Origin of the sequence: Yoonia sp. GPGPB17 (assembly GCF_037892195.1) — a bacterium.
In the GTDB taxonomy this organism is placed as follows: domain Bacteria; phylum Pseudomonadota; class Alphaproteobacteria; order Rhodobacterales; family Rhodobacteraceae; genus Yoonia.
Map to the genome: position 1 here is coordinate 1577185 of NZ_JATACI010000002.1, position 14560 is coordinate 1591744.

The 14560-nt window shown below is 55.5% G+C and carries 12 protein-coding genes and 1 pseudogene; 6 read left to right on the top strand and 7 right to left on the bottom strand.

Features of this window, described 5'->3' with window-relative positions; all coding sequences use genetic code 11:
• The first annotated feature begins 234 nt into the window (after nt 1-234).
• On the top strand, nt 235-996 hold the full coding sequence (locus QTO30_RS08535; protein WP_340423754.1) for a hypothetical protein: 762 nt from the start codon (nt 235-237) through the stop codon (nt 994-996).
• Nucleotides 997-1193: 197 nt separating this feature from the next.
• Here the strand turns inward: QTO30_RS08535 and QTO30_RS08540 are convergent.
• Nucleotides 1194-2362: pseudogene (locus QTO30_RS08540) on the bottom strand (zinc ABC transporter substrate-binding protein).
• Nucleotides 2363-2439: 77 nt separating this feature from the next.
• On the opposite strand from QTO30_RS08540, the gene QTO30_RS08545 reads away from it, so the two are divergent.
• Genes QTO30_RS08545 through QTO30_RS08555 form a run of 3 tightly spaced genes read left to right on the top strand, consistent with a single transcriptional unit; the run spans nt 2440 to nt 4468 of the window.
• Nucleotides 2440-2937, top strand: a complete 498-nt coding sequence (locus tag QTO30_RS08545) for a transcriptional repressor (RefSeq protein WP_340423755.1) — start codon at nt 2440-2442, stop codon at nt 2935-2937.
• Nucleotides 2934-3671, top strand: coding sequence for a metal ABC transporter ATP-binding protein (locus QTO30_RS08550; protein WP_340423756.1), 738 nt, complete (start codon nt 2934-2936; stop codon nt 3669-3671). The genes QTO30_RS08545 and QTO30_RS08550 overlap by 4 nt, the downstream gene beginning before the upstream one ends.
• A complete protein-coding gene (locus QTO30_RS08555; RefSeq protein ID WP_340423757.1) occupies nt 3671-4468 on the top strand; it encodes a metal ABC transporter permease in 798 nt (265 codons plus the stop codon). The genes QTO30_RS08550 and QTO30_RS08555 overlap by 1 nt, the downstream gene beginning before the upstream one ends.
• 96 nt (nt 4469-4564) lie before the next feature.
• Here the strand turns inward: QTO30_RS08555 and QTO30_RS08560 are convergent, their stop codons facing one another.
• The 6 genes from QTO30_RS08560 to QTO30_RS08585 all read right to left on the bottom strand — a co-directional run bounded on the left by QTO30_RS08560 (nt 4565) and on the right by QTO30_RS08585 (nt 11307).
• Entirely contained in the window at nt 4565-5065 is a 501-nt protein-coding gene (locus QTO30_RS08560) for a GNAT family N-acetyltransferase (protein ID WP_340423758.1), read from the bottom strand.
• Between the two features lie 153 nt (nt 5066-5218).
• Nucleotides 5219-5680 (bottom strand): type II secretion system protein N, encoded by a 462-nt coding sequence (locus QTO30_RS08565; protein ID WP_340423759.1) that lies wholly within the window; start codon nt 5678-5680, stop codon nt 5219-5221.
• Nucleotides 5677-6207 (bottom strand): GspMb/PilO family protein, encoded by a 531-nt coding sequence (locus QTO30_RS08570; protein WP_340423760.1) that lies wholly within the window; start codon nt 6205-6207, stop codon nt 5677-5679. The genes QTO30_RS08565 and QTO30_RS08570 overlap by 4 nt, the downstream gene beginning before the upstream one ends.
• On the bottom strand, nt 6204-7256 hold the full coding sequence (locus tag QTO30_RS08575; RefSeq protein ID WP_340423761.1) for a PilN domain-containing protein: 1053 nt from the start codon (nt 7254-7256) through the stop codon (nt 6204-6206). Before QTO30_RS08575 ends, QTO30_RS08570 begins: the two co-directional genes overlap by 4 nt.
• A gap of 32 nt (nt 7257-7288) precedes the next feature.
• On the bottom strand, nt 7289-8647 hold the full coding sequence (locus QTO30_RS08580) for a DUF1501 domain-containing protein (RefSeq protein WP_340423762.1): 1359 nt from the start codon (nt 8645-8647) through the stop codon (nt 7289-7291).
• Between the two features lie 32 nt (nt 8648-8679).
• Complete coding sequence (locus QTO30_RS08585) at nt 8680-11307, bottom strand: DUF1800 domain-containing protein (RefSeq protein WP_340423763.1); 2628 nt, start codon at nt 11305-11307, stop codon at nt 8680-8682.
• Nucleotides 11308-11612: 305 nt separating this feature from the next.
• Between QTO30_RS08585 and QTO30_RS08590 the strand changes: the two genes are divergently transcribed.
• Together QTO30_RS08590 and QTO30_RS08595 are read left to right on the top strand one after the other, a co-directional pair.
• Complete coding sequence (locus tag QTO30_RS08590; protein ID WP_340423764.1) at nt 11613-13313, top strand: GspE/PulE family protein; 1701 nt, start codon at nt 11613-11615, stop codon at nt 13311-13313.
• A 4-nt stretch (nt 13314-13317) separates the two neighbouring features.
• Nucleotides 13318-14553, top strand: coding sequence for a type II secretion system F family protein (locus tag QTO30_RS08595; RefSeq protein WP_340423765.1), 1236 nt, complete (start codon nt 13318-13320; stop codon nt 14551-14553).
• The last annotated feature ends 7 nt before the right edge of the window (nt 14554-14560 follow it).

Below are 14560 nucleotides of genomic sequence, written 5' to 3' on the forward strand. Positions count from 1 at the left end.
TTGCCATTGCGATTTATGAAGATAACCCCGCCCATAATCGCCCTGGTTTGCCGTAATGCGAAGCGAGCAAAAAAGAGGGAATCGACAGGTCATGACCCTATCAAATGCAACATAGCTCAAACAGAATGTGTCATTTTTGTATTACATTAATTTATGTCATTTTAAATTGACAATTATCCAAACTTATTCAACCTATCCGTGTGCGATTCTGCACTTAAATCCAGGAGAAGTTAGATGAACGATGTATTTAGTGTGTTTTTGAGGAAGCTGTTGAGCGATGATGAGACATTAAAAAGGTTTCTTGCCGATCCAGTTAAAACCGGTGCTGACGCCGGTCTGAGCAAGGCCCAATGGTCGGTTCTTCGCCGTGTCATGGTGGAAGCCAGTACGGCATCCACAAACGGATACTCCGTTGTACGACCGTTGTCCGGATATCGTCAGGCCGCAAAGATGCTGTTTAACGTGATGCGCCAACAAAGCATCAGCGCGCTTACATCCCCCTCGGCCTGTGCAGGGGCGATCTCAATTGCTGTAAGCTGGGGGCCAGATCCAACACATCCAGGGATGTCACCTTTCAACAACATCGCTGTTTGGCAAAGCGCGCCAATGAGCGCCCCGACTTTGATTTCGGACATTATGGATCAAATTCAAAGCAATCATCAGCTTAGTACATTTTCTTCGCAAGGGCCTGATTTTCAGTTGGTTTTTGCAGATGATCATCAATTTGAGCCAAAACGGATTATTGGATCTTTCGATATTCATGGCACAACATATACGGCACCCCCACAAGAGCTTACATCGCATGCACCGTTCTGGTTCTGGTCGATAAACGGATATCCCAATCCACATGACTCGGGCTCTATTGGAGAAAGCTATGCAACCAAATTGGTTAACCCAGGGGACGTCGTATACTGGGATTGCGTCGCGCCTGGGCCGCAATACGGGTTCCCAACCTGCGCACCAACTGATGGCACGCATACGCTAAAACTGGCGTAAAAAACACGACATAAGAGGACCGCCCTGAGCTGATGTTGAGCGATGCATCTCGTGTTTTGCACCCATGCGGTATCACTCGTCTTTGGCGCGGGCGGTTGCTCAGGCTACATCATATCATCATTGTAGCTGCCAGTGCCTGCTTTCCGAACTTTGGCGCGGCCTTGAGAGTGCGCTCATGGCCGCGCCTGATTTTCGTACTACAGGCACTCAGCCAATGTCGCTGCCATGTTCCGGATCAGTTGCGGATAAAGCGTTGGGCCAGGTTCCAAATCCACACCAAGCGGATCGATGACGCTTGTCTTCGCCGTCGTTCCGTCAAGCACTGTCGCGACCAATCCGGGATTGAACTGCGGCTCTGCCAATACGCAGTCGATACCTTCGTCACGCACGCGCTCCTGAATTTCAGCGATCCGCGCCGGGCTTGGATCAGTCGCATCGCCCAATGAAATCGCGCCGGATGCCGGGAAATCAAAGTCGTTTTCGAAATACTGATACGCATCGTGGAAAACGACAAAGCTTTGACCGCGAACCGGGGCAAGAACCTCTGTCACCTCGGCAGAAAGGGCAGACATTTCGGCCTGCGCCGCAGCCGCGTTGGCAAAGTAAGTGCTTAAGCATTGTCGGGATCTGCGGACGATAGTTCAGCAGCGATCAGGTTCAGCCAAGCTGTTGCATTTGTTGGAGACAGCCAAGCATGTGGGTCATGTTCGCCGTGATCGTGCCCTTCATGGCCATCTGCATGGTCATCATGATCGTCGTGCCCGTGGTCATCATGATCGTCGTGCCCGTGATCATCATGGTCATGATCATCGTGGCCATCGTGTGCCGCGTCTTCTGCCTTTTCTTCGTGATCATGAGCTTCGTGTTCTTCGTGATCATGAGCTTCGTGTTCTTCGTGATCATGTGCTTCGTGGTCATGGTCGTCGTGATCATGCTTGCCTTCCGCATGCGCGTCTTCATCGTGATCGTCATGGTCATCACCATGTCCGTCATGATCATGCGCTTCAAAAAGCGCAGTTTCGCGGAAATCAAGAAGCGTCGTTTCATCCGCCTCTAGCAGCGTCATAACAGCCGCGTCAGCGGCAAGCGTGTCAATTGCACCTTCCATCCAGGGTGCCAGGTCTTCGCCCATCCAGACGACGATATCGGCCTCTTGCAGGGCTGCTGCCTCGGATGGGCGCAGGCTGTATTCATGCGGCGACGCACCAGGTGGTAGGATAAGGCTGGGTTCACCAACACCCTCCATGACACGGGCCACCAATGAGTGCACCGGCGCAATATCGACGGCCACATTGGGCACATCAGCCATGGCAGTCCCACCCATCAAAGTGGCGACTAAGGAGAGTGAAGCGTGCTTTCTGGACATTGTATCTCTCTTGTGATTTTATAACATTACGGGCTCAATAAATGATATGACATAACATGACAAGAGAGGCGCAGCGCATGCCTGGCCAAAAGGTGACACCGCTTGGGTTTGAAGAGCATGATCACAAGGCCTGTGTAGCGCAGACATTGGCAGCAGCGGAGGACCGTTGCGCCGCCGAAGGGCTGCGGTTGACGCCTGTTCGACGCAAAGTGCTTGAGCTTTTGGCACAAGAACATCGCGCCCTTGGTGCCTATGCTATTCTTGACCTTCTGCGCGAGGCAGGTTTTGGCTCGCAGCCCCCTGTGGCCTATCGCGCGCTTGATTTTCTGGCAGAGCACGGGTTCGTACATAAGATCGAGCGCTTGAACGCGTTTGTCGCATGCGCCCACCCCAATCAGAACCATTCGCCCGCCTTCATGATCTGCCGTTTGTGTGACGCTGTAGCCGAAGCGCATTCAACACCGGCAAAAGGTGCGTTAGGTGATGCCGCGCGGGCCGCCGGCTTTCAGATTGAAAAGACCGTGGTCGAGGCAGAAGGGATTTGCCCCGCCTGTTTGGATAAGGCCCAAGCATGAGCCTTATTGACGTGACGGACCTGCAAGTCGCCTATGGCGCAAATACTGTGTTGCGCAACGTCGCGCTGCATGTTGACCCCGGTGAGATCGTGACGATCGTTGGCCCCAATGGCTCTGGGAAAACCAGCCTGCTGCGCGCGATCATTGGCGCCACGACGGCGATACGCGGCGAAATCAACCTGCGGCCCGGTTTGAAGATCGGCTATGTGCCACAGCGGCTGCATATCGATCCCACCCTTCCCATTACTGTTGCGCGTTTCATGCGCTTGAATAGCAAAGTGTCTAGAACGGCCTGCCGCCAAGCCCTCGAGACCGCTGGCGTACCTGATCTGCTTCATCGGCAGATGTCGCAGCTTTCGGGTGGTCAGTTTCAGCGCGTCATGCTTGCACGCGCCCTGATCAACCAGCCCGATGTCCTGCTTTTGGATGAGGCGACGCAGGGCCTTGATCAGCGCGGCTCTGCTGCGTTCTACCAACAGATTGAACAGGTGCGCCAGGATACCGGATGTGCCGTCTTGATGATCAGCCACGAATTGCATGTTGTAATGAGCGCGTCCGATCGTGTGATCTGCCTCAATGGCCATGTCTGTTGCGAAGGCACGCCCGCAGTTGTCGCGTCTGCGCCGGAATACCGCGCACTGTTTGGTACGGGCACTGGCGGCGCATTGGCACTTTACCGCCATGACCACGATCACAGCCACGACCATAGTCACAGTCACGAGGCCGCTGAATAATGCTGGATGATTTCATGACCCGTGCAATGCTTGCGGGGGTTGGCGTTGCTTTTGCTGCAGCCCCACTAGGCTGTTTCGTGGTCTGGCGGCGCATGGCTTACTTCGGGGATGCCACGGCCCATGCGGCAATCCTTGGGATTGCATTTGCGCTTGCGTTTGAACTGTCGATCTTTGTGGGGGCCACGGCTGTGGCGCTGGTGATGGCACTCACTGTGACTTACTTGTCCGGTCGCGGCTATGCGATGGACACGCTTTTGGGTGTGCTGGCTCATTCGGCACTGGCCTTCGGACTTGTTGCCGTTTCATTTCTGTCGGGTGTCCGGATTGATCTGATGGCATATCTGTTTGGTGATATCCTTGCTGTTTCCCGCACGGACCTCGTGGTGATCTGGGGCGGGGCTGCGATGGTCGTTGCATTGATCCTATGGCGATGGTCGGCCCTACTCACCTCAACGCTGAATGAGGAACTGGCCTATGCAAGCGGGCTGAACCCCAAACGCGAACAGCTCATATTGACGGTCGCGTTGGCCATCACCGTGGCTGTCGCGATCAAAGTTGTCGGCGTTCTTTTGATCGCGGCCATGTTGATCATCCCAGCAGCGGCGGCGCGCGGGCTTGCCCGAACACCCGAAGCCATGGCCGGGATTGCGGCCATCATCGGTGCCATCTCTGCCATTGCAGGTCTGCAGGGGGCCTATGTTTTCGACACCCCGGCGGGGCCCTCCATCGTATGCGTCGCGGCAATTCTGTTTACCGGGCTCAACCTCATCGGATGGCGCAACGGCGCGGGTGCATAAAAGGTAAAGGTCTGCGCCCGCCTAGGTCGTCAAGCGGGCTCTGCGCGTTCCAAAGCGTTCTCTGCCGACTGAAGGGACAACGTTGGCCAAACCCATCTAGCCGTGAAGCGCGAGCCGATAGACATTGTTCAGATAGGCTTTGTCATCAATGCAGAAATTGGTTTCACCAACCTGTTCGAAACCCTGCGCAAGATAGAAGGCTATTGCGGGGTCATTCTCGGCGTTTGTCGCAAACCAAACTGATGCGGCACCCATATCAACGCAATGCTCTATCGCCGCGGACAAAAGGCGTTTGCCGATCCCCTTCCCATGGTGCCTTGGCTGAACATAAAATGTAGAAATTTCTACATCAGAGCAACCACTTACGGGGGCTGGGCTTCCAGATGACACACGAATGAAGCCATCAATGCCTTCTTCATTCTGGGAAACCAGAATGAACTGCGCGGGATCATCTATGAGAGTTCTCGTCTTGTGAACCGTGAACTCTTCCAATGCATAATTCGCAAAGAGAGCATTCACGCCCGTTTTGAGGTATGTGCCCACCCATACCTCAATAGATATCGCCGCGATGCTCGGTGCGTCCGAAGGTTTTGCCATGCGAAGCGTCATGTAGGACGGATGGCAGCTTTTGTACGGCAACGAAAGGAATTTCAGAATGCGGTTTAGGATTTTTGAAGCCCTAGCGGCACCCTGCTCGACGGGCTATTTTCAAGATATCATCGTGCAATTGACTGCTTGGCTGCACCGCACTTACCGGTCAATGAACAGCTCCTGCGTGGCATCACCATCTTTGCGGACGGTGATTGAGTAAGCGGCAATATCCAGCACATCCCATGCCCCAAGGGTATCACCTTCGTTCAATTGATATAGCTGGGCGCTGGTTGAAATCCGCACCAGTGCGACCTTTTCATCTTCGATTCCAAGGATACCCACCAGCGTCAACACGGGCTCGGGTGCGGCAACGGGTGCCGCGACCTCGGGTGCGGCAACAGGGCGCCGGGTGGCGTCGAAAAGGGGGCGTTCACTGGTCACCGCGATCAGATCGGCCAAGCGCTCTTGGCTGGCCGCCAAACGGGCGGTGACATCGCGGGCCGGGCTGGACGCGGCCGGTGTTGCGGCGGGTGTTTGCGGCAGCCAGATCCAGATGATCAATGCGCAAAACACCGCTGCAACAGCCAGCCCGAGAATCCGATCTTGTGATTTGCTCATCATCGCTGCGACAACCCATAAAGCTGTATCTGAAACGAAACGCGGCGCTGCGCATTTCGCCGACTTTCGCGAGCACGGCGCAGCGAGATCTGATTGATCACGATGATGGGTTCCAGCACCGAAAGGCCATGCAGAAAGGCCCCAAGCTCTGTTTCAGGTGCGACACCGTTCAGTGTCAGGTTCAATCGGACGAAACCGTCAATCTGATCAATCTGGTCAGCGCGCATCACGTCGATATTGATCCGATGCGCTTGCGCAAGAGATTGCAGGTTAGATTGCAAAACAGCCTGCGCCAGTTGCGGCGTGTCACCTGTATAAAACGCGGTATCAGGCAGGCCCACTGTGCTGGCCGCGCCCAGCGCCTCGGCTCTCGCGATTGTTGCATTGAGATCAGCGATCTGTGCCCTTTGGTTTTGCGCTGCCGCAACCAAACCAAAACCCAAAAGCGTCAGCAACGCGATCAGCCCGCACCCGACCCCCAGCACGATCCGCCGCGGCAATGCAGGCTGGACAAAACGAAAACTGCTCATCCGGCCACACCTGTCAGATCAGCGATGATACGGAACCGTTCAAGCCCCTGACTGTTATCGCGCGTCACCGGCGAGCCGAAACGAATTTCAGTCAGTTGTGGCAGACTGGCCAGAACGGCCGTGATCTCTGCTGCCGATGGGGCAAAGCCGACCAATGTCACCGTATCATCAGAAACAATCATCTGATCCAGCCAGACCCCATCGGGCAAAAGCGCGCTCAGCGTGCCGACCATTGCCAGTTTATCTGTGGCCTGCGCCAATGAGTTATCAAGACGACGTATTTCAGCCATCTCTTGAGCTTGCGTCGCCAGAGCCGCCTGAGCGCCATTCGCATCAGCACGCGATTGTGCAGCTGTCATGGTCAGTGAAACCAGCAAAACAACGGCCGCAACACAGAACGCAGCGGAGCCCAGCAGCCCCATTTTCAATGGCGAAGGGAGATGTCTTGTACCATAGGCCGGTCGATCGCCATCGTCATGCCCCGCCCAGTCAGGTGTTGCGGCATATGGCGCGCCTTTTGCTGCACGCCGCACGATGCCGGGGGATAATCCGTGTTTGCGCAGTTTCTCTATGACGTTGATTACCGGGGCACGTAGCATCACAGCAGCGCGTGCCCGCCAGGCCCCGTCTTTTTGTTCTTCCGCAACCCAGAAAGAAAAACAGGCATCTTCTTGAAACGGCGCCCGGTAGCGAATTTCATTCTCGATGATCCGCCGCATTTCAGGCAAAAGCGCGTCCGGCAGGCTGAATGACAGATCAATGCAACTGTCATCAGCAAAAACCAGATCAAGTGTGAGGTTGCCTGCTGTTTGTGCCAGCCGGGCAAGGGCTGCGTCATCAAAAACCGTCGCTTCGCGTGAGCCACCCTGACGCAGCTGCACATCATCTTCGCTGAAGACGACAAAATGCTCTGACATCGGACGCGCGTTCACGTCAGGTCCAGACAATTCTGCCGTGCCCTGCAATGCAAGGTTGCTTAGTCTATTCAGTCGGCGCCTGCGCGGAACGGATGATTTGTTCGCCGCAGGCGCGTCGTCAGCTTTACTCACGTCTGCGCATACCCTGCCGTCAATATTGGCGATCAGGCCATGCTACGGGTGAACAGCCCAAGATCATCAAAACTATGGCCCGGGAAAACAGTTGATACAAGACCGGGATCCATCAACATATGTCGCACCATGATTTCACCAATGATATCCCGATAGCTGGTGATACGTGGCAGGTAGTTCTCGGTGAATGCACTGTCGTCGATCGTGGCGACATCATCAGCAACAACCTGTCGTGTGGGTCCGCCAAAGGCAAACCAAGCACCGCCGATGCCGTGATCGGTACCGACGCTACCGTTTTGCTTCTTGGTCCGGCCAAATTCACTGCCAACCAGAACAACGACATCACCCCGCAGTTCAGGCCCCAGATCATCCCAGAACATCTTGAGGTCACGGGCTCCTTCGGCCATGCGGGCGTTGTAGCGCTTATTGGGGTCGGTGAACGGGTTCACCGTATTCTCGATATCGATCTGATCGCGGTGCGTGTCCCAACCGATGTTCCAGTCGATAGCCGCCATCTCAAGCGGCAAATCATGTTTAACCAGCTGCGCGCAGAGCTTTAGGCCGCGACCAAGCGAGCTGTTCGAATATGCGGGCGCATTGGGATCCATGCTATAAGCGTCAGCCGCCGCGGCGACATCCTGAATAGACTCCAACAGCACCAGTTGGTTGTCCTTGATGTTGCCTTCCGCCGCAGACAAATCGACATCATGCGATGCAATCTCTTCCATGATTGATGTCATGCGGAAATCGTCACACCCATCACCGCAATCAAAGTTATCAAGATCCCGGTTGGAGATGTCATATGCCCCGCTTTGGACAATTGCGGGGACCTTAATTTCCCCGCGAATTTCGGTGCTGATTGAGGTCTTACCAGCGACCAAACCACGCAAAGGATGCTGCTGCGCGCGCGGCACCTCTTTCATAAAGCGGTTCATATAGCCATCAATGACGTTGTTGCGCGCGCCGGTTCCAATCCAGCGCTGGTTGTCAAAGTGCGAGCGACCACTGCCTTCAAAGGACGTGGAAGGCGCAAGCATCATATTGCCGCTGTCCCAAATGTCCTGCAATGCAGCGAGGTTCGGGTTCATGCCACGGATACCTGTGCTTTGACGATCAGCCGCCGCCGCTGACCCCAGGCTGAGTGCACGATCACCATCCATTGACCCGTCAGGAGGCCTGATCCACAAATCTTGGCGATAAGCTTCATAGGCCGGATCATTGTACAGCGGGAAAAGATGCAAACCATCGGCCCCGCCACGCTGAAAGACCTTGATGAAGGTCTTGGTCCGCCCACTGCCATCCTGCGCGAAGGAAAACTGCGGTGCACCCGCCACCCCGGCAACAGCCGCAGCGGAGGCAAGTGATTTCATAAAGTCTCGACGCGTCGCCATATTGAATGCTCCGTTTGTAGTCTGCGTAGCTGTTACTGAAGTTGGAAACTTGGTGTTGCCATAATTGTGGCCAGCGCCCGTCTGACTGAGCGTGTTTCATCGCCTTCTTGATCCAGTGGATGGAAACCATCGGTGCCATTGAGCACCATAACCACCTTATCAAACTCTTGCTGAGTAAAACGATCGCCAGTCGAAACTGTCAGCAGGTAACCTGCGACCTCTTCTGCGGTTTCAAGGCCCGCATCCAGCGCATCCTGCAACAAGTCAATGCCGTATCTGTCAGGATTTTCAACAATCGTTCTCATGCGGTCATAGGTGGCGACCATCTTAGCAGAACTGACCCAAGCAGAGCCGACTTCGGGCAACCCAGTCGGCGCAGGGAAGAATAGCGGCACATAGCCCGCATCCGCATACATTTCACGGAACCGGCGGTAGAATGTGTTCTCTTCACCAGAAACGGGGCGGGCACCGAAAGCACGGATGAAAGAAGCCGCAAATTCAAACGGGTTCTTCACCTTGGTGCGCTGATACTCGACCGTCGTAATATAGCTGGGGTCCAGCAGGATCGCTTCCAGCATCGGAACAACCTCGCCGCCTGATGTCTCCCAGGCAGCCGCACATGCTGCGACCAGATTGGCGGGCGCCTGATCGGCCACAAGAAGCTGGACAATTTTGCCGCAGACATAGTTGCGGGTGCTTGGGTGCTGCGCCAGCATCCCGATCAATTCCACACCTTCTTGCTCACCATCGGCACCGGCGCGACCGACAATCGTCGTGTTCAGGAAGTTTACCGAAAGTGTCTTATCGCTTGTATCATGACGATCAGGGCGGAACTCAAACTCATAGATGCGTAGATCCTCAGACCCTTCATTGACCCAACGATAGTGCCAACCGGTGAAAATCTTGGCGACTTCAATGATGTCTTCTTCGGTATACCCGCCGCCCACGCCAAGCGTAGAGAGTTCAAGTACTTCGCGGGCATAGTTTTCATTCAGACCATTTACGCGATTGGCATCATTGTCCAGGTATTGCGACATCAGCGGGCTGCGTGCACTGTACATCAGCATATCTTCGAAATTGCCCAACGCATTCGCGCGGAAGAATTCGCGGTCTGTCAGGTTTTGTCGGACAATCGACGTGCCCTTGGTGATCGCATGGAAGTGATTGGCCCAGAACCGGCCCATGACTTCTTGCAACTGACGCTCACTAAACGCAGCATGGGCCAGATCATAGTCCATGAGTGAATTCATAAGATTGTTGGTGCCTGAGAAATCCAGCAACTGGTTGGGCTGTGTAGCGGTGAATGCACTGTCGTTGATTGATCCCGGATCCAACTGTTCGCGCACGAAATTCTCAAAACCTATCGCACTGACCCTTGCATAGAGCTCTGGCGTTGGACCGAAGGTCAGGCGGCTCAACGCCTGCCCCACACCATCCTGAACCGGCACGCCGGTTACAGTGTAGCTGACCGGTTCGCTGGCGACCTCCGCGTTTGAGCTAAGCTGCCCAACCAGGGTCACTGTCACTTCGGATGCGCCGCTGAAATCTTCGGGGAACATACGGATCGCAAATTGCCCGGTCTCTGCGCCTACTGCGACAGTGGTATCGGTCGGGCGCGGTGGATCAAATGTCACAGCTACCTGATCAAAGACAGTATCTGTCATAACGGCACCAAAAAGCGTCGTGCCTGTGTTTGGCACCAAGCCCTCCGCGTCGCCCGCCGCTGTCAGTTGAATAATCTCTGTTGGCTCCACCGCTGGCGGCGTAAGCGGCGTGACCGTTGCTGTCATCGGCGGAGGAGCTGGCGCTACAGGGGTCGGCGTTGGTGCAGTGGGCGTCGGAGGTGTCGGTGTTGTCGGCGTGTTTACCCCGCCGCCGCCACCACTGCCTCCGCCGGGAACAGATGGAACGCTGACGGTCTGACCACCGGATGAAGACCCACCCGATACCGAGCCACCGCCGCTTTGGGTCGTTGTCGAAGCACCATTCATGGATGCAGGTGTCGCCATCGCCATACCAGAAGACTGCATGCCCATCTCGGCCGAAGCCATTTGTACGCTTTCCCCGGCTTCGGCTGCCGCGCTGCGGGCGCCACCGGATGATCCGCCGCCAATCGCAAATGGTGTGAATGGCGCAGAGCTGGAGGCAATCGCAGGCGCAGAACCGGACCCGCCGACAGCCGATGCAGGCAGACCAGCGCGCGCTGTCAATATCTCTGCCGCCTCAAGATCATCAAGTTCGGTTGTCTGCGCAAAGAGCGGTTCTGGTGCCTGCCCTGCCAAGTTCAACGTCACATGCGCAATGTTGATGTTTTCTTCCGAAACACCCGTAATTGTAAGGGCATGGGCCCCTGCCTCAAGCGAGACGAAGGCCGTGATATCCTCACCCACATCATCAATCCGAGATCCGGTCGCATCAATCAGCATGTCACCATTGATGCGCAGTTGCAGGCCGCTGTTGGCAGGCGCACGGAAAGTGTACATGCCGGACGTCTGCAACACGAGTTTGCGCAAAATCTCTTGGGGCTGTTCAGCTTCTGCGATCAGGTCTGTAAAAGATACCGACGAAGGTGTTGTCTCGGCCTGACCCAAGGCAGGCGTGGCAAGTCCGACAGTCATAGCAGCCAGCAATGGCCAGCTGAGATTTTTGAGATTGTTCACAACGTCCCCCGTAGGTTTTTTTGGTAGCAGTGCGTTTGTTTTTGCATTGAGATATTGGCTATTGAGCAATTGTGGCAAAATCTAGATGCTGCACTGCCGAAGTAAGCGAGAATCTGCTTGTTTTTAGGTATTTAAGCATCGGTTAGGCTGAAAACTGTGAAAATCTCTAAACGACAACATGCTTTTGCCTCATTTACAGGCAAAGACTTTATACTGGTTTTCGGACATTGGTTTGATGGCCTCTGTGTTGGTAGAAATTGCGGAATTTCAAGAAAGAAAGTGCTGGGTCCCCAATGGCAAGAGTGATGACTGTCCACCTGGATGACATTGAAATTCCTGCACGTTTTCTCCATGATGGCACATTGAGTCACGCCGATGTGTTGCGCGTCCGGCAAGTCAGCAGCACTACCGGTCAGCCAGTTCGTGTCGTGCTTGATCGGCTGGGGATTGTACCCCAAAGCACCTGGGCAGAAGCCGTTGCTCAGGATCACGACCTGCCATTGCTGTCGCTCGACGATTTTCCGCTGAGATTGCCACAAGATAGCCGCCTTTCGCTCGATTACATGAAACAAAACAGTATTGCACTCCTGACTGTTGATGAAACAGAACCGCCAAAAGTCGCGATTGCGAATCCCATGGCGGCGCAAGTCCGGCGCGCACTCAAGATGACTTTCGGTGCAGAGATTGACTATGCCGTCGCCACTGATCGCGATATCGACGCAGCATTGGCCCGCAGTGCCGCCGCAGCCGACGATGAGCAAAAGACCGCAACAGCAACAGAAACCTTGCTGACTGTCACCGAGGACGGTGACGATACAGACCGGCTGCTTGAGTTAGCCAACAACGCGCCAACTGTGCGATACATCGACGGGTTGCTGGCGAAAGCGGTGGAAAGCAAGGCCACCGATATTCATGTGGAGATGCTTGAAAAAACCCCCCGCGTGCGTTTACGGATCGACGGTATTCTGGTGCCCGCGAACCCCATCGAACGGCATCTTTATGATGGTGTCGTCTCACGTCTGAAAATTCTCGCGGGTATGGACATCAGCGAACGCCGCTTGCCGCAGGACGGGCGCATTCGCCAGCAGACCGCGGGGCGGTCTATTGATATCCGGGTGGCAAGTATGCCGACGGTCCATGGCGAAACGCTGGTACTGCGCTTGCTGGACAACAGCAAAACCCTCGCTGCTCTTGATCGGCTTGCGATGCCGGACCTTGCCTTTGGCCGCATGAAAGATGCGCTTAGCCAACCTAATGGGTTGATCCTTGTAACCGGGCCGACGGGTAGCGGGAAAACCACAACGCTGCATGCGTCGCTGGCGCAGATCAACGACAGCGGGCGCAAGATCATTACTATTGAAAACCCGGTGGAAATTCAGACACCCGGATTGATTCAGATCGACGTGAACCCAGATCTGGGATGGACCTTTGCGAGCGCATTGCGCTCGGTCCTGCGTCATGACCCTGATGTGCTTATGGTTGGTGAAATCCGTGATGCGGAAACAGCAGAACTGGCGGTACGTGCCGCACTGACCGGGCACCTGGTCCTGTCTACACTGCACACCAACCGCGCATCCGAGGCGGTCTTGCGTCTGGGCGATATGGGCGTGCCTGACTATATGTTGCAATCGGTGCTGCGACTTGTGGGCGCACAACGTTTGATCAGAACGCTTTGCAGCAATTGTGCGGAACCTGTCGCGCTGCATGAAAATGATAAATACATGACTTTGGCGCAGAGCTTTTATGATGCCGATCCGACCCTTGGGCCCCCTGACAGTTGGCAGCCGAAAATGGCCGTAGGATGCAGCCTTTGCAACAACACCGGATATGTCGGTCGCAAGGCATTGTTCGAGATGCTGACCCCGGAAGAGGCCATGGCGCCTGCGGATCAATCCAGGGCACAACAACGGACCATGGGGTTAGAAGGCGTTGGGCATTTTGCCCGTGGTGAAACAACACTGAACGAGCTGGTGCGCGTCTTTGGCGCGGGCGCGTTCTGGATCTGATCCGATGGCAGAGCCAGCATTGCGCACCGAACGGTCCTTTGACTACACCGCCCGCACCGCAGGCGGAGACCGCAAAAAAGGGCGTGTGAGCGCGCGCGACAGTGCGCATGCCACCCAAAAGCTGCGCCTTGAGGGGCTCTATCCAATTGACATCAAGGCGGCCCAAAAAACGCCTGCCAACACAGCCAAAGCAGTGACAAACCTGCGTAAACTGACACAGCGCCAACAAGCTGATCTGATCGCCCGGCTTGCAAAGCTGACCGGCAGCCAGATCACGCTGGATCGTGCGTTGTCGATCATCGCTGAAGGTAAGGATGGCGTGCTGCCTGTGGCCGCCTCAAAGTTACGGGTTCATATTCGCGAGGGTGGTGGTCTTGTCGATGGGCTTGTCACCCATCTGGGCATCAAAGATGCAGCAACGCTGGCTTTGGTGCGCGGTGCCGAGGTATCAGGCGACCTGCCTCAGGCGCTCCGTACAGCAGCAGATATTTTGCAACAACGTTTGATGTTGGTCAGGCGCATTGGTGTTGGTCTGCTCTATCCTGGGCTTTTGCTACTGGTGGCGCTGATCTCAATCGGGTTGATCATGATCGCCGTGATCCCCCAATTCCGCCCGCTGGTTGAGGGCCGTATGGAGATGGTGCCGGTGTTGGGGCGGGCGATCTTTGGCATCTCCGCCAGTTTATCGGCAGTATGGCCGGTGATCCTGACCGGGTTGATTGTGGTGACCATTGCATTGTGGTGGCTCCACCGGCAGGGCAAGGCGGTACCGCTGATGGCACGGATCGCAGCGCGCCTGCCGGTCATCAATCAGGTAATCTGGCGCAATCAAGTGATGATCGTCTTGCACAGCCTTGGCGCGCTTTTGCGCAGGGAGGTCACGCTGAGTGACGCATTGCAGGTCATCGTGTCATCCACACCGCAGGGGCGGATCAAAACAGCCCTGGCACAGGTGACCGGCGACATTGAAACGGGGCAGCCTTTGTCACGAGCACTGCGCAGTGCCGATTTCATGTCAGCGGGCGCCATCGAAATGGTCCGCATCGGTGAGGAAACCGGCGATCTGGCCGATATGATCGGCCGCGCCGCCGATGAAATGCGCGATGCCGCCGATCGCGATCTTGAACGTTTTCTTGCACTTTTCCAGCCAGCGTTGATTATCTTCGTAGGTCTTCTAGTAGGGGTCAGCCTTTATGCGCTTTTCTCAGCCATTGTTTCTGTCAACGCGATCGCCTTCTAGGGCGACG

Coding starts and splice junctions, on each gene's coding strand:
- QTO30_RS08560 (WP_340423758.1), bottom strand. CDS start 5,065: ATGGCAAAACCTTCGGACGCACCGAGCATCGCGGCGATATCTATTGAG.
- QTO30_RS08590 (WP_340423764.1), top strand. CDS start 11,613: ATGACTGTCCACCTGGATGACATTGAAATTCCTGCACGTTTTCTCCAT.
- QTO30_RS08565 (WP_340423759.1), bottom strand. CDS start 5,680: ATGATGAGCAAATCACAAGATCGGATTCTCGGGCTGGCTGTTGCAGCG.
- QTO30_RS08570 (WP_340423760.1), bottom strand. CDS start 6,207: ATGAGCAGTTTTCGTTTTGTCCAGCCTGCATTGCCGCGGCGGATCGTG.
- QTO30_RS08595 (WP_340423765.1), top strand. CDS start 13,318: ATGGCAGAGCCAGCATTGCGCACCGAACGGTCCTTTGACTACACCGCC.
- QTO30_RS08580 (WP_340423762.1), bottom strand. CDS start 8,647: ATGGCGACGCGTCGAGACTTTATGAAATCACTTGCCTCCGCTGCGGCT.
- QTO30_RS08535 (WP_340423754.1), top strand. CDS start 235: ATGAACGATGTATTTAGTGTGTTTTTGAGGAAGCTGTTGAGCGATGAT.
- QTO30_RS08545 (WP_340423755.1), top strand. CDS start 2,440: ATGCCTGGCCAAAAGGTGACACCGCTTGGGTTTGAAGAGCATGATCAC.
- QTO30_RS08550 (WP_340423756.1), top strand. CDS start 2,934: ATGAGCCTTATTGACGTGACGGACCTGCAAGTCGCCTATGGCGCAAAT.
- QTO30_RS08555 (WP_340423757.1), top strand. CDS start 3,671: ATGCTGGATGATTTCATGACCCGTGCAATGCTTGCGGGGGTTGGCGTT.